A 17,816-nucleotide genomic window follows, 5' to 3' on the forward strand; every position below is an offset into this window, starting at 1 on the left:
CCACGAAGGGTTTCTAACACCCCAATTAGCTTGATGGCCTAGCAAGCCACGGTGCGGCTGTTGCCCAGTTATGTACACCTGCTGGGGAAAGAGACCAGAAGGAAGATCATAGAACTGATGGCCTCAGGAAGGGGCGTGAGGCAGCTGGCAGAAGAGCTAGGCGTGACGCCGGCGGCCATAAGCAAGTACCTCAAGGGTGAGACGCACCCATCAGATAGGGTGCTTGAAAGGGCCATAGAGTCCGCGAGCCCCGAGGAGGCCCTGGAGATCTCAAGGATGGTGGCCGCCGAACTCCTTGACGGGATAGACGACTACGTGAACTGGTCCCTGGAGAGGGGGGTCGCAGATCCAAGGCTCTCAGTTAAGCTCTCAGAGATAGCCGCTAAGATAGGCCTGGCCTCCCTCTCCTCGAGGAGGCTCCCGGAGCAGGTTGACGAGAAGGTTAATCCTTAGGCATCTGGTATCTGGACCTAAGGCCCAGCATCATGAACGACTCGGCCGCCTCAACCAGCCACCCAGCTATTATAAAGAGGAGCCTCTCGACGGCAACATCCTCGGGCTCCCCCAGGGCCCTTGAGGCAACGCCTGGGTCAACCCTGCCCTGAAACCTGGTCATTATCGCGTCCACCAGCTCAAGGAGGGTCATTGACGGCGACGACTTAACCAGGCCCTCAATGAACTTGAAGTCGTCCTCGCTCAGCATGGACTTCTCCACCAGGTCCTCCCTGCCCTCGGCCCTGGCCCTCTCCCAGTAGAGGAAGAGCGGCGTGTAATCGCTAACCACCTTGCCGGTGGCAAAGGGCGGCGCCCTGCTCAACTCGGCTCACTTTCCAGGGGTAATATTACGAGGGCAGGGCCGTTAAGCCTGCCTGGCTCGATATCCAGAGATTCGCCTAACTTTGTCACAGAGCCATGCCAGAGCGAGAGCATCACGTCTATTGGGTCGAGCGGCACGTTAGACCCAGCGACCCAGTAATGCATGGGCAGCACCAGCTTTGCCCCAAGTCTCGCGGCCCAGTCAAGGGCCTCGGCCTGTTTCACGGTGGTCACGTCGCCGGCAGGCACCATGATCACGTCAACCTTGCCCACTGACCTGATTATATAGTCCACAGGGCCCACGCCCACATCGCCCATGTGCATAACCCTAAGTCCCTCCGCCTCAACGAGGTAGGCTGTGGTCCAGCCATACCTGGATCCGCCCTCAGGGTCGTGGGGCAGCCTGAAGCCGGTCACCGAGAAGGGCCCCAGAGTGAAGGAGCCCTCCCTTGAGAACGCCACGGCCTTAGTTTTTGGCCCCCTGGCGGTCTCAACGGAGTTATGGTCGTAGTGGTCGTGGGTCACCAGAATGTAATCTGCTTTGGCCTCGCACCTGGGCAGCCCCAGGCTGTCGCCGTCGTGAGGGTCTATGGCCAGCCTCGCGTTGCCGCTCCCTATAATGAAGTATGACTGCCCGCACCAGCTGATCCTCAACTCCCTCACTCAGGACGCCGGGGGGAGGCAAGGCCTATTATTGTTAGGCCCCTTGTTTCAAAATTTTTATATTTCTGGTTCTGAAAGATGCTTGGTGCGCCTCTTGCTTCACGTGAGGTTCAGGGGAATTATAGTAGGCACCATGGACGACCTTAACTTTTGGGGCAAGAGAGTCCTGGCAAGGGTTGACATAAACAGCCCCATGAAGGACGGCAGGCTCCTTGACAGGAGCAGGATAGAGGCCCACGCCAAGACCATAAGGGAGCTCCACGAGTCCGGGGCGAAGGTTGTAGTCATGGCCCACCAGGGCAGGCCTGGAGGTGACGACTTCGACCACCTTGAGCAGCACGCCAGGGCCCTCGAGCCCCTGGTAGGCACCTCGGTGAAGTTCGTTAAGGACGTCACGGGGCCTGAGGCCCTCAGGGCAATAGACTCCCTGGAGCCCGGCGACGTCCTGATCCTAGACAACGTCAGGCTCCTTGCCGAGGAGAACATACAGGCGGAGCCCGAGAGGCTCGTTAAGACGCTCCTGGTCAGGGAGCTTGCCCCCCACTTTGACGTATATGTAGGTGACGCCTTCGCCACGGCCCACAGGAGCCAGCCGAGCGTCGCCGGCTTCCCCTACGTCCTCCCCTCGGTGGCCGGCAGGGTCATGGAGTCGGAGCTCAGGGGGCTCTCCAAGGTGCTTGACGTGAGCTCAAGGTCATTCTTCATAGGGGGCTCCAAGGTTGACGACGTAGTTAAAGTTATGCCAAACCTGATAGGCAAGGGAACAGTTATGACTGGGGGCCTCGTGGCCCTGACGTTCGCCAAGGCCTACGGCCAGTACCTGGGGCCAGCTGAGGACATAGTTAAGTCGCTTGGAGTTGAAGTCATTGAGGGGGCCAGGAGGGTCCTCGAGAAGGGCAAGGTCATGGTTCCAGTAGACTATGTCGTCGAGAGGCCCGACGGCGAGGTCGAGGTCCAGGAGGCCGGGCAGGAGCTGAGCGGCGTGCCCAAGGACGTAGGCCCCATGACCGTGGCCGCCTACAGGGACGTCATAGACGCCTCTGACGCCGTGATATTCAAGGGCACGGCCGGCGTGGTGGAGGACCCGAGGTTCAGGAGGGGCACCGTGGCCCTCCTTGAGGCCGCGCTGAAGTCAGGGGCCTTCGTGCTTGTCGGCGGGGGACACGCCAGCGCCGCGCTGTCATGGGTCGAGGAGGGCCTGAGGAAGGCCGTTGGCTACACGAGCACCGCCGGAGGGGCCATGCTTTACCTTGCGGCCGGGCTTAAGATGCCGGGCGTCGAGGCCCTGGCCTACTCCTACTCAAAGTTCATAGCCAGGGGAGGGTGGCCGTGAGGGGCAAGGTCGCCGTAGGGGTAAACGGCTATGGAACCATAGGCAGGAGGGTGGCCTGGGCGGCGGGCCTCCAGCCTGACATGGAGCTGGTGGGCGTGGTTAAGACAAAACCTGACTACGCGGCCGCTCAGGCCATGAGCGCTGGGATACCGGTCTACGTGCCGGGGGAGGCCGAGGCCGAGAGGTTCAGGAAGGCGGGCCTTGAGGTCAGCGGCACCATAAGGGACCTGCTGAGGGAGGTTGACGTCATAGTTGACGCGACCCCGGACGGCGTGGGGGCCACCTACTCTAAGCTCTACAGGGAGGCCGGCGTCAAGGCGATTTTCCAGGGGGGCGAGGAGGCCTCTGTAGCCCAGGTTTCGTTCAGCGCGCTGTGCAACTACGATGAGGCCGTCGGCAAGGACAGCGCCAGGGTGGTCTCGTGCAACACGACGGGGCTCCTGAGGTCCATATGCGCGATCAACTCGGCCGTGGGTGTCAGGGCGGTCAACGCGTTCCTTGTCAGGAGGGCGGCCGACATGCACGAGGTCAAGAGGGGTCCCATAAACTCAGTTGTGCTCAACCCGCCCAGGGTCCCCAGCCACCACGCGGGCGACGTGAGGACCGTGCTCCCCTGGCTCGACATAACTACGGCCGCCGTGGTGGTGCCCACCACCCTAATGCACGTCCACTACGTGACGATGAAGCTTAAGGGGAACGCCTCAAGGGAGGAGGTTCTCGACGCCCTGAGGTCGTCGCCGAGGGTACTGGTGGTCAGCGCCTCAAAGTCTGGCGTGGAGGGCACCTCCCAGATCATTGATGCGGCTAGGCACATTAGGCCCAGGGGTGACGTGCCTGAGCTCGTGGTGTTTGAGGAGAGCGTCTTATCCAAGGGAGACGAGGTGTCCTTCATACAGGCCGTCCACCAGGAGTCCATAGTGGTACCAGAAAACGTAGATGCCATAAGGGCGCTCACAGGCCTCAGCGACGGCGAGCAGTCAGTTAAGCTGACCAACTATGCCCTGGGCATTGGAAAGCTGCCGGGGCTCTCTTTTTGAGCCTGGGTAATACCTATCACGCCTTATCATATATGATTTCTAAAGGAGGGAAGAGAAAAACGCATTTAGGTATATTTTGGTATAAAAACCTTAGGCGCCGGGCATGGCAAGAAGTAGGAGGTCCATTTCAGATATAGTTGCAGTAGTTATGTTAATAATAATAGCAATAGCTGCCGCGGTCCTTATATACGCCTGGCTCAGCGGCCTTGTAGGTGGCGTTCACACCAGCAATGCAGGCTTATACACGAAGATAGAGGTAGTTGGAGGGAACATAACTTCAAGTACTGGAGGTTATACAGTCTACGCTACGGTTGAAAACGTAGGCGGAACTGCAGCCACCATTAACTACATGGCTGTTGAGAACGTGACCACCTCCTCCGTTATATGTAGCACATCCTCGCCATCACCTTCTTCTTCAACTACCATACCTCCAGGCAAGAGCGTTACCCTTTACTTTACATGCTCGCTGTCAACACCGCCAGCGTCAGGCACGGCTGTAGAAATAGTAGCATCGACCTCTGATGGCGTAACTGCAACATATACGACGACGTGGCCGTGAGGCCGAATAGCATTAGCCTTACATCACGCAGCTACTCCATTAAGTTTTCTGATCTTCTTTCGCTTTTATCACTTTTTAATAAGTTTTTATATTAGGGCTAGGCTTTCATAGGCCAGCAGGGAGGCCGCCGCGCTCAGGACATCGAGAATGGAGCCTAGGTTCCAGCTCCGGGACCTCCATAGCTTGTCTAACAGCTCAAAGTTGCTTGCCAATGATGCCTCTGCGACTGCTATGAGTGACGCCCTGATACCCTTAGACCTTGCGAGCAGGGAGTCCTGCACAGCCGAGGCTAAGTATGAGTAAGCCCTAACCAGGGCCCTCTCGTACCCCTCCTTAGCCTCTCTCCTCATAATTTCGGCCACGACCTGTGTGAGCCTGTAGCCGTTGACGACCTCCTGGGACGTTATATCGTCAACGGCGTTTAACACCTCCCCAAGGCCAACCGTGGGTCTGCCCTCGCTGACGTCAGGGAGAGGCCCCCAGTACCTGCCCAGGTGCGACGGCGTGAAGAGCCTGAGAAGCTCATAGTAGACCTCGGAGGCCCTGGGCGTTGACCTTCTGACCAGCTCGCTGGCCCTCCTGCAGAGGCCCTTAATGTCTGGCCTGCCCAGCGACGCCGAGGCCAAGGGAATTATCATGAGGGCCTGGCCCAGGCCGACGTTTGCCCTTAGCCTCATCTCCTTAACTGCCCTCAGGTACTCCTCAAGGCCAGCCGCTATAGGGTCCTCCGCCCCTTCAGCGACCTTAACGCAGGCGACCAGCGCGCCCCTTTCCACCGCCTCGTGGTTTAACGCGAAGTCGAAGATGTCCTTGTCCCTTTGGCCCTCAACCCTTGTCACCGCCCCGGGCTTTGGATGCGCAAGGGGCTCAAGGATTGCCCCGAGCGAGAGCGCCGAGGCGTTGGCCATGCACTCATATACCTGAGAGGACGTCGCCAAGCCCCATCCCCTGCGACAGCTCCCTTATTGTGCCCCACGGCCCCAGCCTCCTCTTCATCACTTCAAGCAGGTCGAGGAACATCAGCTGCTCCTCGGACTCCGGCCCGCAGCCCCTGGCCCCCTCGAAGGCGTTCACGGCCTCCTCAGGGCTCATGTCTCTGAAGAGTATCAGGTACCCTGAGACCACGGTTCCAGTCCTGCCGCAGCCGGCGTAGCAGTGCACGTAAACCCTCCTTCCCTGCTCAAGGTGTTTTGCTATTGCAGCAATCGCGGAGGCGGTGTTACCTATGGGCTCCACCTCCATGTCCCTTATGGGGTAGACCTCCCTCGAGGAGCCCGTCGCCTCCGCCGGGCACGAGGGATCAAGCGTTATGATCACGTCTACCTTTATGTCGTACTCATCTAAGTCGACACAGCCTGGCCCCGCGTAGAGGTTGGGCACCACCTCAGCTGGGCCTCTCACACTTATCACCTATGCCGGCCAGCTGCTTAGCCCTCTCAAAGATGTTCCTGAGGTCCTCTATCGTCAGCGTCCCGGTGTTCACGTTCCTCGGGCTCGGGTGGTAGCTGGCTATGAGCCACCTGCCGTCCGGCAGCCTGTACTCGGCCCCGTGCTTAAACTCAAACCTGACGTTAAAGACCTTGCAGAGCTGGTCAAACGCCAGCCTTCCCAGGGCCACGAAGACCCTGGCGTTGGGCAGGAGGCTCAGCTCCTCCTTGAGGTACGGGAAGCAGTTGCCTATCTCCTCCCTGAGGGGCTTGTTATCAGGCGGGGCGCAGTGAAGCGAGGCTGTTATGTAAACGTGGTACACCTGAAGCCCGTCGTCCCTGCTGACGCTGGTGGGCTTGTTAGCCAGGCAGGCCTCGTAAAGAGCCCTGAAGAAGTTGTTCCCTGACTGATCCCCCGTGAACATCCTGCCTGTCCTGTTGCCGCCGTGAGGGGCTGGAGCCATGCCGACCACCACTATTGGGGCCAGGGGGTCCCCAAGGCTTGGAACCGGCCTCGACCAGTAGGCCTGGCCCCTGAACCTCCTGGGCGGGTTGAGGCCAACCTCGACGTCAAACCTCCTGAGCCTTGGACACCTGTTGCAGCTCAGTATGGCGTCCTGAAGCTCCCTCAGCCTCCTTAGCCTCTCCTCGAGCCCCTGCAAGCCGCTCCCTCTTGCTGGCTCCCTCGCCATACCAATAAGCCCGACGCCAACTTAAATGGCTGCTCTGAGAGAATACCTTTCTTTTAGAAATCATATATATCTGTCTATACCTGGGCAGGCAAGGTATTTCTCCTTATAGAGATAGGCGTAAGCCCATCGCCCCTCAGGGGGCACGCAGGTGGGTAAGGTGAGACTCCTAGGCATCTTTGTCCTCGCAGCCCTTCTCATAGCCCTACTGCCCTCCGTGGCCATGGCCCAGTACGGCTACGGGGCCTCAGAGGTGGTAGTGAGCGCCAATAACGTCACCCTATACCCAGGAGGCTCCACGACAATATCATTTACAGTTAAGCTGGTGAGCGGCAACACCTGGGGAACCAACGTCAAGATAGTAACGTCGTCCAGCTACGTAAGCGTCACGGCGTCACCCTCGTCAGGTGACCCCACGTTTTCAGGCAAGCTGACAATAACCGTGGCCTCTAATGCCCCCTCCGGAGTCTACGAGGTCAACGTCAGCGCCACAGGAGACGATCCGTCAAGTTCGCCGGCAACTATTTACGTCTACGTTAAGTCCAATAGCACCACTGCCACAACAACTACTACAACGAGCACTACAACTACCAGCGCGACTTCTACTACAACTACAACGCCGTCCAGCGCTGCCACGACCACTGTGACTACAACGAAAACCGTAACTACTACAAGCACCTACACCACTACCGTGCCATCACCCTCGTCCTCAAGCTCGAGCCTCGCGCCTCTCGGCGCGTTTGTTGTTGTCGTCATACTTTCGCTGGCCGCTGTCTTTGGCCTAGGGCTCCTCGGGCCGCGCAAGTCGGCGCCAGCGCTGTCACTGCTATCGCTCATCCCTGAGGGCTACCTGCTGGCCTTTGACCCTGCGCTTAGGGCCACGGCCCCTCTTCACTATTACCTGTTGGCCGCCTACACGGCCTTCAGTGTGGCGGCGGGGGTGACGCTCCTCCTGAGGCCCCTGAGGGCGGCGTATGCTCTCACGGCCGCCATAGCAGGGCTTATGACGCTTGCCATGATACTTGACGCCGCCCTGGGGCTCCCGCTCAGCTCCGTGTACTCCCCAGGCTCCATGGCCGGAATTGACTACCTGTTCGGCATGGGCCTGACGCCGTTCTCGTCGCTTGGGGTGACGCTCTCGTTCGCCTCGCTCATGCTTTTATCGGCCGGCGCCTCAGGCGCTTCGATAAGGGCCTTGAGGGCTGGGCTTAAGCCAGGCATGTAACCCTTTTTCTTAATAAACTTCTTTCTTTGTCAGCATTTCAAGCGGGGAAGCTAAGTGGAAAGGGGAAGCGGCCTACTGCTGCACATAACTTCCCTCCCAGGCTCCCCTTTGGTAGGCGACCTGGGCCCCTCAGCCCACGAGTTCCTCGAAATACTCAGGGATGCGGGGCAGAGGTACTGGCAGGTGCTGCCCCTGAGCCCCACTGCCCCTGAGCACGACAACTCGCCCTACAGCGGACTCTCAGCCTTCGCTGGAAACCCCATAATGGTGAGCCCCCAGCTGCTGGCAAACGAGGGGCTCCTCACGGCTGATGAGCTCGCCTCCCTCCCACGGGGAGAGCCGAACAGGGTGGACTACGGGCTTACGTATGAGCACAGGATGAGGCTCCTAAGGCTGGCCTTCTCAAGGTTTAAGCCCAGCGGCGACTACGACAGGTTCCTTGACAGGAACTCCTGGTGGCTTGAGGACTACGCGCTTTACGTCTCGCTGAGGGAGCGCTTCAAGGGCTCCGACTGGTCCTCGTGGCCCGAGGGCCTTAGGCGCAGGGATAGGGGCGAGCTGCAGGCCTGGCGCGAGAAGCTGAAGGAGAGGGTGGAGCTTGAGCACTTCATCCAGTACGAGTTCTTCTCGCAGTGGTCCTCGCTCAGGGCTCACGCGAGGAGGCTCGGCATAAGGATAATAGGTGACATACCGATTTACGTGAGCTATGACAGCGCTGACGTGTGGTCGAACCCCAGGATATTCAAGCTGGGCCGTGACCTCAGGCCAACCTACGTCTCCGGGGTGCCGCCCGACTACTTCAGCAGGACGGGGCAGTTGTGGAACACGCCCGTCTATGACTGGGAGTCGCTTAGGAGGGAGAGGTACTCCTGGTGGATAAGGAGGTTCGCCCACGCCTCGGAGTTATTCGACGCCGTCAGGCTTGACCACTTCAGGGGCTTCGCCGCCTACTGGGAGGTGCCGGCGGGCGAGAAGACCGCCGTCAACGGCAGGTGGGCCAGGGGTCCCGGGGAGGACCTCTTCAGGCGGGTTATGAGGGAGGTGCCGAGGCTCCAGCTCATAGCTGAGGACCTGGGGTTCATAACGCCTGACGTGGTGCAGCTCAGGGACAGGCTTGGCCTCCCTGGCCTCAAGGTGCTGCAGTTCGCCTGGGACGGCAACCCAGACAACCCGTACAAGCCGCACAACTACGGCAGGAACTTCGTTGTTTACACGGGCACCCACGACAACAACACAATAGTTGGCTGGTTCTTCCACGAGGCCTCCCCCAGGGCGAGGCGCGAGGCAATGAACTACATGGGGCTCAGGGATACTAGGGAGGTAAACTGGGCCTTCATAAGGCTCGCCATGATGAGCGTGGCAGACGTGTCCATCTTCCCAGTCCAGGACGTGCTCGGCCTGGGCCCTGAGGCCAGGATGAACACGCCGGGCACTGTTGGCAACAACTGGAGGTGGAGGCTTGAATCGCTTGACGGGCTCAGGAGGGCCGCGAGAAGGCTCAGGGACATGACAAGGGCCTACGGGCGTTAGTTTGCTCTATATAGAGAAAGTTATAATAGCCTCAAGCGTTTTTCTAAAGGGCGGCGAGAGCCTTGAGCGAGGGGAAGAGGAAGCTGGGTATAGTGTTCGCCTCAGGCGCCTCCAACAGGATATGCTGCCTAATAATATACGGCGCCACGGCGCTGGCCATGGGCTATGACGTAAGGGTGCACCTGGTTAACGAGGGGTTGGTTGCCTTTAAGAAGGACGTCCTGCCCAAGCTGAGCACTGACGACATAGACCTGACCACGTTCCCGCAGTACTTCAAGCCCTACGTGGAGACCTACCTGAAGAACCTCAAGGAGTCGATCAGCTCCGGCAAGGTCAAGGACTGGTACTCGTGGATAAAGGAGCTGAAGGACCTCTACAGGGACTCGTTCAAGATATACGCCTGTCCCCTGGCGGCCCAGTTCTACAACATTAAGAAGGAGGACCTAGCGGACGTGGTTGACGACATAAAGGGCGCCGAGGCGTTCCTTGACGAGGTCTACGGGGGCCCCATACTTTACATAGGCTGAGCCGGCATCTCTTCAATGACTTTTTGGGCCTACGTGTTTTTCGGCCTCGCACGAGAGCTTTCAATCACCGCTTCAGCCGGTTTGCTATCGCTCATCGGCCACCTGATCCTTTGGTTCAGAACGTTAATTAGCTAAGCCCCGGGCCCTTGAAGGCACCCTGGCCTCCAGGAACATCAGCTTAAGGGCACCCATGTAGGGCTCCGGCACCCCTAAGGCCTCAAGGTCCCTGACAACGAGGCTGGCGTCATATTTGGCCCTCTTTAGCTCCACTTTACCGTTATCAACGTCAATGACCGCGTAGGCCGCCCTCGGGTCCCCGTCCCTTGGCTGGCCCACGCTGCCCGGGTTCATGAGGAGACTGCCCCCGACCCTCCTCATAAACTGGTAATGCGTGTGCCCCACCAGGTACATGGAATAGCCCGGCCTGTTGCCAGCGGGCAATGAGAGCCTGAGGCTCCTCACTAGCATTTTCCTTACGGAGTCGTCATCAAGCCATGGATAGACGTAGCCGTAAAGGGGGCTTGAGGGGGAACCGTGAACTGCCATCGACCTCCCCATGTAGCCTAGGTCGAGCTCCAGCCGCTCAGGCCATGAAGCTATAAACGCTAAATCGCCACGGGAAACCAGCCTTTTCGTGAAGTTCTCCCTGAAGAAGACGCTTACCCAGTGAGTCTCCTCGCCGCACATGCAGTCAACGCCGTGAACCAAGGCGTTATCATGGTTCCCCATGACAGCCCTTGCGCCAACGGACCTAAGTATGTCTATAACCTCGCCTGGCCTTGGGCCATAGTCCACGGCGTCCCCAAGAAACAGCACCTCGTCGTAGCTCTCAGAGCTAATAACGGCACGTAAGGCATAAGGGTTTCCGTGAGCGTCGCTCAGCACCAACAGCTTCGTCATGATCTCTAGCCCTGAAACCCCTTACACTACGCTGCTGAATTTAGGGACGTTTATGTACATAACTCGCTTGCCTTCATGGCACAGAACGAACGACAAGCCTTGCCCTTCAGGGCGTAGGGGCCGGCCAACTTACAGGCAGGTGGTGGGCCCGGCCGGACTTGAACCGGCGACCTCCGCCGTGTCAGGGCGGCGTCCTAACCAATCTAGACTACGGGCCCACCAGCACTCTTGGCTTTCGGCCTAGTTTTTAAGCTCTGTGCAGCCGCAAAAGTTAATAGTAAGGTATAAGATATTTCGGTTAGCTTGATACTCAAGGTGGCCGGCTTGGAGTACAAGTGGAAGGCGCTGTCAGTTACAAGCGTCGGCTCGCTGATGTCGGCAATAGACAGCACCGTGGTGCTCCTGGCACTCGTTCCCATAGCTGAGGACCTTCACGCCGACTACGTGACCATAGTCTGGATAGTTGTAGCTTACCTTCTCGCCAACACTTCCCTGGTGCTCACTTTTGGAAGGGTCGGCGACACCTACGGGAGGAAGAAGATATACAACGCCGGCTTCGTAGTCTTCACAATAGGCTCCCTGCTCTCGGCGCTGTCCCAGAGCGGCCTTGAGCTGGTGGCCTTCAGGGCCCTGCAGGGCATAGGCTCGGCTATGATGCTGTCAAACTCCCTTGCAATAATTTCTGAGGCGTTCCCAGTCAACGAGAGGGGCAGGGCGCTGGGCATTAACTCCATAGTGTGGTCCTCGGGCACGGTGCTCGGCATAATCCTAGGAGGGCTAATAATAACGTATACCACGTGGAGGTGGATATTCCTGATCAACGTGCCCATAGGAATCTTTGGGACGGCGTGGGCTTACGCGACCCTCAGGGAGACTAAGTTCAGGAGGGTCGGCGAAAACTTTGACGTGCCCGCGGCCGTCCTGTTCACTTTGGGTATACTCGCGCTCCAGCTGGGCTTCACTTTAGGCCTCCTAAGGGGGTGGTCCGACGTGTACACGCTGCTGTCATTTGCGGCGGCACCCCCGCTGCTCGCGGCGTTCGCCTTCTGGGAGCTGTATAAGGTTAGGGACCCTATCGTAGACCTCAGGATGTTTAAGTACAACAGAATGTTCACGGCGTCAATATTCACGGCAACCGTGCAGAGCCTGGCCATGTTTGCGGTAAACTTCCTCCTCCTGTTCTACCTTGAGGGCATATTCGGCCTGCCAGTGCTGACGGCCTCCTACTTAATAATACCCATGGCCGCCGTCAACATGATAGCTGGTCCCATAGGGGGCAGGCTGACCGACAAGTATGGTCCGAGGCCAATAGCCACGGCAGGCCTTGTAATACAGGGCGCTGCGCTGTTCCTGCTAGCGATGATGAACGCCAGGACCCCGCTCTGGTGGGTTGCCATGGTGGAGGGCATCTATGGCCTTGGAGGCGGCCTCTTCTGGCCCTCAAACACGACAGCCGTAATATCGTCAGCTCCCAGGGAGAGGTATGGGGTCGCCTCTGGGACTCTAACCACGTTCAGGAACACGGGAATGATCCTGAGCTTCGCCGTCTCCTTGACGTCGGTGACGGCCGCCCTGCCTGCGTACTACGTCTACCAGCTCTTTGTCGGCACTTTGAGCGGCCACCTCCCCTCGTCGTTAATGGTAAGCTACCTCAACGCCCAGGCCTTTGCCTACCATGTCTCCCTTGGGCTTCTGGCCATAGCTGCAGTGCTCTCGGCCCTCAGGCCTTCGGGCACCCTCGCTAGGCACTCGGGGATGAAGGGGGTCGCCGCCCACCCTATGGTTAGGACAAGCGATGATAACGGCAGGAGCTAACTGTTTAAATTTTGATCGCCCAGCTAGCCCAGGTGAAGAGCTGGTGCAGGAAATAAGGAAGCCCGCCCACGCTGGCAGCTTTTACCCTGCTGACAGGGATGACCTTGTAAAGTCAATAGAGTCAAGCTTCCTTCACAGGCTTGGCCCAGGAAAGCTCCCCCAGGCGCCGCCCTCAAGGAATAGGACAAGCGTTGGCTACCTGGTGCCCCACGCAGGTTACATGTATAGCGGCCCCGTCGCCGCGCATAGCTACTATAACATGGCTCAGGAGGGAGCCCCCAAGGTAGTTGTGGTGGCAGGCCCCAACCACACGGGCCTCGGCGAGGCCGCCTCGCTCTGGCAGGGGGACGCGTGGGAGACCCCCCTTGGAACTGTTGAGGTTGACAGAGAGGTCGAGAAACTGATAATATCAAATACCAAGTACTTCACCTTCGATAATGAGGCGCACCTGTACGAGCACTCGGTGGAGGTCCAGGTCCCATTCCTTCAGTATATCTTTGACTCCAACTTTAAGCTCGTCCCCATAGTGATAAAGCTTCAGAACCCTGAGGTGTCCAAGGACCTAGCAGACGCCCTAGTCAAGATAATTAATGAGAACGGGGTTGACCTGCTCTTCGTGGCCAGCAGTGACATGAACCACTACGAGCCCCACGACGTGACTGTCTCAAAGGATAACGAGGCCCTGAGGTACGTGGAGTCCCTGGACCCCGAGGGGCTTTTCAGAGTGCTTGAAGCAGACGACATAACCATGTGCGGGCCAGGCCCGGCGATGACACTGCTTTACATGGGAAGAAGCCTGGGCGCCACCAGGGCCGTCATATTGAAGCACGCAACGTCAGGTGACGTGACCGGCGAGAAGGACTGGGTAGTTGGCTACGCCTCCGCCGTGGTGCCGCTTCCTGGCAAGTAAAGATATCTACGGTGGCCTCCCTTGAGGCTCTCGCTAAGGCTGCCCCTCATAGTGATGGGCATTCCAATAGATGAGGTGGTAAACCCTTACCTAGTAGTGCCGGGCGAGCAGGTGAAGTTTGAGCTGAAGTACCAGGAGAACTGTGAAAGGGCTGACCTCAGCGCCGAGGGCTTGTCACAGGAGGTTGTCGGAAAGGCCAGGGAGTTCTGGAGAAGGCTGATGAGCGGCCTTAACATGAACGACTGCTCCTACGTTAGGTCAGAGGGCCTGCCCCAGAGGCGGCCCGTTGCAAGCACCTATGCGGCCTTAACAACGGCGCTCCTTTACCTCACCGCCAGGTCGCACTCGGACACAGTGGACGAGCTGGAGATAGTCGAGATGGGAAGGATGTCAGACCCCTGGGGGGAGGGGGCCACGTGGTGGCAGAGCTCCATAGACGCCATGAGGTACGTGGCCGCCAGCGGCAAGGCCGCTGCGTACAGGAGCGAGGATGAAGTCGTTGACCTGCAGTTGGGCCGGGTAGACCTTAACATGGAGGTCAGGGCGTCCTCTGTGGTTGGAAAGGGGGCCACAAGGCAGGAGCTGGGCGAGAGCCTCTTTGACGCGGCGGTGCACATGATAGGCCAGGCCGTCGTGGACCTCTCGGACTCCCTTACGTCAGGCTCCCCACTTAGGGGTGAGCTAGTTAAGAGGCTGAGGGTTCAGAACGCGGCAGCCTACCTCTTCTATGGGGTGCAGACGCCCCAGGGGGAGTGCGAGTGGGTCCCCGGGCTTCCTGGCGAGCTTGAGCTGATGTGCCTTACGGCCTAGGCTTATTTTCCCTTGAGTTAAAGTTAGCGCGGAGATGAAACTTGAGGTGCAACCTAGCTGTAGTCAAGCTGGGGGGCTCCGCTATAACCGATAAGTCCTCGCCAGAGACCGTCAGGTGGGACGTGCTTGAGAGCCTCTCCGCGCAGGTGGCCAGCTACCTCAAGGCGGGCGGACGGCTGGCCCTAGTCCACGGCGGGGGTAGCTTTGGACATTACATAGTGAGCAGGCTGCTCTCCGAGAGAGGAAGGCTAGGCCCCAGCGAGGTCTCAGAAGTGCAGAGGGAGATGCTCCTTCTCGGAATTACCGTGGTCAACAGCCTCCTGTCGCACGGGGTGCCCGTTAGCCTTCACACCGCCCACAGCATGTGTGTCGGCGAGAGAAGCTGTGAGCTGACCCCGATGCTAAGGGACCTCGCGGCCGGCCTAACGCCGCTAACTTATGGGGACGCCGTGCTCACTGAAAGGGGAGGGGTGGTAGTAAGCGGCGACACCATAGCGTCCATGCTGGCCTCTGAGGCTAAGGCTGACTGCCTGATCTACGTGTCTGACGTCGATGGCGTAATAGGCCCTGAGGGAAAGGTCTTAAGGGTTGTAAGCCCAAGGGATGAAATAGCTGACATAACCAAACGTGGGGTTGACGTCACGGGCAGCATGAAGGGTAAGATCGCTGAGGCGGCCTCAGCCAAGGTCGCGAACACCAGGATAGTCAGGTGGGACTCGCTCCTGAGGGCCCTTAACGGCGAGGAGGTGGGCACTAGGGTCGTGCCCTGACCTTTACTACCACGGCGTCGTTCAGACCCATCCACTTAAGCGAGTAGCCAACTAGGGCCAGGGCCTCCTGAACCCAGGGGCCATACTTTGAGGTCAGCTCGGAGAGCCTCCTGCCCTCAAGGCTCTCCCTGCTGAGGCTGTCAAGGAGCCCCCTTTTGACGAAGTAGTTCCTGAGCTTAACGTAGCCCTCCACCGTGCCATTAAACCTCCTCACGTCGTCAACCGTAACGCCATAGCGTCTAGCGACGTCTTCAAAGCTCACGTAGCTGCCCTCCACGTCTAACCTTTCTGGCAGCCGCCCGGCGTGACTAGAAAGCCTCGCCTTTAGCCACTCGTATATTGGCGCCACGTTAACTTTATCCTTGTAGGAAACAACGTCGTGACCAGTCAACTTAAAGGCCCCAACGCCAAGTGACTCGTTGACGACAAGAAGTATGGGGTCCCTGAGGCCGGCCAGCTTCCTGAGCTTGGCGTTTATGTACTCCTTGGTCCAGAAGCCCACGACCTCTATGAATACCTTAGAGCTCCCACTGATGACAGCAAAGTCTGGTATCATTATCTCGCCAGTTGATGTCACCAGGGGCTCCGGCTCCCTTATAACCAGCCAGCCGCTGTCCTTCGCCAGGAGGGTGAGCTTCCTGTAGAGGTCCTCCTCGACAGAGCTGTCAAACGTTATGCCTGAGACGGTGGGCCTTGTGGGCATAGGCGCGTCGTCGCTAGTTACCTCCACGGTCACTATCCTCCTGGTCCTTCCCACCGCAACCTGCGCCCTGAGCCTCCAGCTGGCGCTCCTGAGCAGGTGAGGCACAAGCCTTGCCATCAACCTGCCGTACCTGTCGGTTAGCTTAGCCAGCGACACCGGCCCGTAGACGTCGACCTGGACAGGCCTTGACCTTGCATAGTACATGAGTCCCATCGCCTTAATTGACCTGAGCAGGTCCTTCCAATTGTCGCTGACCTCAAGCGTAACCATGTAGGACCTCAGCAGGAGGCCCTCCAGCTCCTCCATGTTATACTCCTCCATGAGGTCCCTGGGGCCTATTGCGGGCCCAGAAACTATGACGCGCTCAAGGTCCAAGTCAGAGTACATGAACCTCTCAGCGTCGACACCCAGCTGTTTAGTTACCTCCTCGAGCCTCCTGCGCCTCTCCTCCTCAGAGAGGGCCGGGCCTCCCTCGAAGAGCTTCTGCCTTATCATGTATGGACTTACCGGGGACTCCTCCTCAAGCACTAAATACCTCAGGGCCACCTCCGTGATGCCGTCAACAAGCTTAGGGTCGTATATCCTCCTGAGGGGCTTTAGCTCCTCAAGGGCCTCCCCAAGTTTAAGCCCAGGCCTGAGGTGCCTTAACACCTCAGAGAACAGGTCCAGGTCGTCCTCGCCTGCGAAGAGCACCCTGGCCCTGGCGCCTCTAACTATAAGCCTTACCAGGTCAGACCTCAGCACCTGACCTCCTCCTCATGCTCAGCCTGCTGTCGCTCGTGCCCTTCGTCACCAGCTCTATGAGGAGGGCCCTCTTGCCCTCCGCGGGCCTCAGGACCCTGCCGAGCCTCTGTATGAACTGCCGCGGAGTCCCATAGCCTCCGACAACTATGGCCACGCTTGCGTCAGGCACGTCAACCCCTTCGTCGAACACGCTCGAGGCCACTATGACTTTGTATGCGCCCTTCCTGAAGAGCTCGAGTATCTTGAGCCTCTCCTGCTTAGGCGTCTTATAGGTCACGGCCGGCACGAGAAACTCGCGCGAGATCCTGTATGCCATTTCCGTGTCCCTAGTGAATATCAGCACTTTCCTGTCGCTGTACTCCGCCAGAAGCTTCCTCAATGAATCAATTTTAGCCCTAGAGTTAACGGCTATCCTGACGGACTCGTACCAGGCCTCCACGGCGTCCCTGGCTACCGGGTTCTTTGCGGCCAACGACAGCAGCCTGTGAAAGTCCTCCAGCGACCTCAACGTGACGCCGAGCCTCTTCAGGTCTTCCCTTAGCCTGGCCCTCAGGGACTCATACCTTGACTTCTCGTCGTCCGTGAGGCTTACGTAAACCCTCTTAATGTCGTAGTCTGAGAGGTACTTGCCTCTCAGCTCCGCTGGCGAGACCCTTATCACTATGGGGCCCACCAGGTCAGGTAACAGGACGTGCCTTCCGTCCTCCCTCTCAGGCGTCGCCGTGAGGCCAAGCCTGTAGGGAGAGGCCAGCACCTGGGCGACCTCCATGTAGCCGGGTGACGGAAGGTGGTGCACCTCGTCAAAAATGACCAACACGAACCTGTTGCCCAGCTCCTCAGCCCTGCTGTACGCGCTGTCATATGTAGATACCGTAATGCCCGCCACGTCGCTTTCGCCGCCGCCCAATATGCCGGGCGTCACGCTCAGGTGCCTCATTATTGCGCTTTTCCACTGGTGAAGCAGGTCTATCGTTGGCACCACGATTATTGTGGCGGCTCCTACCTCCTGGATGGCGGCCAGCGCGACGAGGGTCTTGCCAGCCCCTGTGGGGAGCACCACTACCCCCCTCATGCCGGCCCTCTTCCACGCCTCAAGGGCCCTCTCCTGGTAGTCCCTGAGCCTAATTCTCGGGGCGCGGAGGGCCTGGAGCGGGATGGGGTTAAGGACCCTGTCGTCAACGGTTAAGCCTGACTCTCGAATGTAGTTCAGTACTTCATAGTACTTATATGGCAGCCCGACATAGCCCCCGATCTTCTCATCGTACCTTAGGCCCGGCGCGTAAGAGTCGCTTACCAGCAGCCCCCTCCTGTAGCTGAGCTTAACCAAGGGCTCCCTTTACCTTAGGGAGACGTTGCAA

The 17,816-nt window shown here is 58.8% G+C and carries 19 protein-coding genes and 1 tRNA gene; 11 read left to right on the forward strand and 9 right to left on the reverse strand.

Annotation, left to right across the window (positions count from 1 at the left end; translation table 11 throughout):
* The first annotated feature begins 51 nt into the window (after positions 1–51).
* Positions 52–453 (forward strand): helix-turn-helix domain-containing protein, encoded by a 402-nt coding sequence (locus ACZ5OO_RS00985; RefSeq protein ID WP_464078314.1) that lies wholly within the window; start codon positions 52–54, stop codon positions 451–453.
* Here the strand turns inward: ACZ5OO_RS00985 and ACZ5OO_RS00990 are convergent.
* Together ACZ5OO_RS00990 and ACZ5OO_RS00995 are read right to left on the reverse strand one after the other, a co-directional pair.
* On the reverse strand, positions 443–817 hold the full coding sequence (locus tag ACZ5OO_RS00990) for a hypothetical protein (protein WP_464078315.1): 375 nt from the start codon (positions 815–817) through the stop codon (positions 443–445). The two genes, ACZ5OO_RS00985 and ACZ5OO_RS00990, sit on opposite strands and share 11 nt — an antisense overlap.
* Positions 814–1,479 carry an MBL fold metallo-hydrolase gene (locus ACZ5OO_RS00995; RefSeq protein WP_464078316.1) on the reverse strand — a complete coding sequence of 222 codons (666 nt, stop codon included), beginning with the start codon at positions 1,477–1,479 and terminating at the stop codon, positions 814–816. Before ACZ5OO_RS00995 ends, ACZ5OO_RS00990 begins: the two co-directional genes overlap by 4 nt.
* 85 nt (positions 1,480–1,564) lie before the next feature.
* Here ACZ5OO_RS00995 and ACZ5OO_RS01000 point away from each other — a divergent pair, with 85 nt between their 5' ends.
* The 3 genes from ACZ5OO_RS01000 (at position 1,565) to ACZ5OO_RS01010 (ending at position 4,408) form a co-directional block, all read left to right on the forward strand.
* Complete coding sequence (locus tag ACZ5OO_RS01000; protein ID WP_464078540.1) at positions 1,565–2,812, forward strand: phosphoglycerate kinase; 1,248 nt, start codon at positions 1,565–1,567, stop codon at positions 2,810–2,812.
* Positions 2,803–3,849 carry a type II glyceraldehyde-3-phosphate dehydrogenase gene (locus tag ACZ5OO_RS01005; protein WP_464078317.1) on the forward strand — a complete coding sequence of 349 codons (1,047 nt, stop codon included), beginning with the start codon at positions 2,803–2,805 and terminating at the stop codon, positions 3,847–3,849. Before ACZ5OO_RS01000 ends, ACZ5OO_RS01005 begins: the two co-directional genes overlap by 10 nt.
* Before the next feature lie 103 nt (positions 3,850–3,952).
* On the forward strand, positions 3,953–4,408 hold the full coding sequence (locus tag ACZ5OO_RS01010; protein WP_464078318.1) for a hypothetical protein: 456 nt from the start codon (positions 3,953–3,955) through the stop codon (positions 4,406–4,408).
* 86 nt (positions 4,409–4,494) lie between these two features.
* Here ACZ5OO_RS01010 and ACZ5OO_RS01015 read toward each other — a convergent pair whose 3' ends face one another.
* The 3 genes from ACZ5OO_RS01015 to ACZ5OO_RS01025 are packed head-to-tail and all read right to left on the reverse strand — an operon-like array spanning position 4,495 to position 6,497.
* The gene (locus ACZ5OO_RS01015; protein WP_464078319.1) at positions 4,495–5,346 is read right to left on the reverse strand and encodes a triphosphoribosyl-dephospho-CoA synthase; all 852 of its coding nucleotides are present in this window, start codon (positions 5,344–5,346) and stop codon (positions 4,495–4,497) included.
* Positions 5,321–5,809 carry a protein-tyrosine phosphatase family protein gene (locus ACZ5OO_RS01020; protein ID WP_013266813.1) on the reverse strand — a complete coding sequence of 163 codons (489 nt, stop codon included), beginning with the start codon at positions 5,807–5,809 and terminating at the stop codon, positions 5,321–5,323. Before ACZ5OO_RS01020 ends, ACZ5OO_RS01015 begins: the two co-directional genes overlap by 26 nt.
* Positions 5,793–6,497, reverse strand: coding sequence for a uracil-DNA glycosylase (locus ACZ5OO_RS01025; protein ID WP_238523589.1), 705 nt, complete (start codon positions 6,495–6,497; stop codon positions 5,793–5,795). Before ACZ5OO_RS01025 ends, ACZ5OO_RS01020 begins: the two co-directional genes overlap by 17 nt.
* Positions 6,498–6,675: 178 nt before the next feature.
* Here ACZ5OO_RS01025 and ACZ5OO_RS01030 point away from each other — a divergent pair, with 178 nt between their 5' ends.
* From ACZ5OO_RS01030 to ACZ5OO_RS01040, 3 genes are all read left to right on the forward strand, one after another.
* Complete coding sequence (locus ACZ5OO_RS01030) at positions 6,676–7,749, forward strand: hypothetical protein (RefSeq protein ID WP_464078320.1); 1,074 nt, start codon at positions 6,676–6,678, stop codon at positions 7,747–7,749.
* 54 nt (positions 7,750–7,803) lie between these two features.
* A complete protein-coding gene (gene malQ / locus ACZ5OO_RS01035) occupies positions 7,804–9,279 on the forward strand; it encodes a 4-alpha-glucanotransferase (RefSeq protein WP_464078321.1) in 1,476 nt (491 codons plus the stop codon).
* A gap of 62 nt (positions 9,280–9,341) precedes the next feature.
* Positions 9,342–9,806, forward strand: coding sequence for a DsrE/DsrF/DrsH-like family protein (locus tag ACZ5OO_RS01040; RefSeq protein ID WP_013266817.1), 465 nt, complete (start codon positions 9,342–9,344; stop codon positions 9,804–9,806).
* Positions 9,807–9,929: 123 nt separating this feature from the next.
* On the opposite strand, the gene ACZ5OO_RS01045 is transcribed toward ACZ5OO_RS01040, so the two are convergent.
* Both ACZ5OO_RS01045 and ACZ5OO_RS01050 read right to left on the reverse strand, forming a co-directional pair.
* On the reverse strand, positions 9,930–10,706 hold the full coding sequence (locus ACZ5OO_RS01045; protein ID WP_464078322.1) for a metallophosphoesterase family protein: 777 nt from the start codon (positions 10,704–10,706) through the stop codon (positions 9,930–9,932).
* Between the two features lie 140 nt (positions 10,707–10,846).
* A tRNA-Val gene (locus tag ACZ5OO_RS01050) sits at positions 10,847–10,924 on the reverse strand.
* A gap of 85 nt (positions 10,925–11,009) precedes the next feature.
* On the opposite strand from ACZ5OO_RS01050, the gene ACZ5OO_RS01055 reads away from it, so the two are divergent.
* Genes ACZ5OO_RS01055 through ACZ5OO_RS01070 form a run of 4 tightly spaced genes read left to right on the forward strand, consistent with a single transcriptional unit; the run spans position 11,010 to position 15,011 of the window.
* Entirely contained in the window at positions 11,010–12,521 is a 1,512-nt protein-coding gene (locus ACZ5OO_RS01055; protein WP_464078323.1) for an MFS transporter, read from the forward strand.
* A gap of 43 nt (positions 12,522–12,564) precedes the next feature.
* Positions 12,565–13,431 (forward strand): AmmeMemoRadiSam system protein B, encoded by an 867-nt coding sequence (amrB, locus tag ACZ5OO_RS01060; RefSeq protein ID WP_013266820.1) that lies wholly within the window; start codon positions 12,565–12,567, stop codon positions 13,429–13,431.
* Between the two features lie 21 nt (positions 13,432–13,452).
* The gene (locus ACZ5OO_RS01065; protein WP_013266821.1) at positions 13,453–14,241 is read left to right on the forward strand and encodes a hypothetical protein; all 789 of its coding nucleotides are present in this window, start codon (positions 13,453–13,455) and stop codon (positions 14,239–14,241) included.
* A 41-nt stretch (positions 14,242–14,282) separates the two neighbouring features.
* Positions 14,283–15,011, forward strand: coding sequence for an isopentenyl phosphate kinase (locus tag ACZ5OO_RS01070; RefSeq protein WP_464078324.1), 729 nt, complete (start codon positions 14,283–14,285; stop codon positions 15,009–15,011).
* Here the strand turns inward: ACZ5OO_RS01070 and ACZ5OO_RS01075 are convergent.
* Complete coding sequence (locus ACZ5OO_RS01075; protein ID WP_464078325.1) at positions 14,995–16,458, reverse strand: DUF790 family protein; 1,464 nt, start codon at positions 16,456–16,458, stop codon at positions 14,995–14,997. The two genes, ACZ5OO_RS01070 and ACZ5OO_RS01075, sit on opposite strands and share 17 nt — an antisense overlap.
* Positions 16,445–17,785, reverse strand: a complete 1,341-nt coding sequence (locus ACZ5OO_RS01080; RefSeq protein WP_464078326.1) for a DEAD/DEAH box helicase family protein — start codon at positions 17,783–17,785, stop codon at positions 16,445–16,447. Before ACZ5OO_RS01080 ends, ACZ5OO_RS01075 begins: the two co-directional genes overlap by 14 nt.
* Positions 17,786–17,816 lie beyond the last annotated feature (31 nt).

The organism is Acidilobus aceticus (assembly GCF_055392325.1).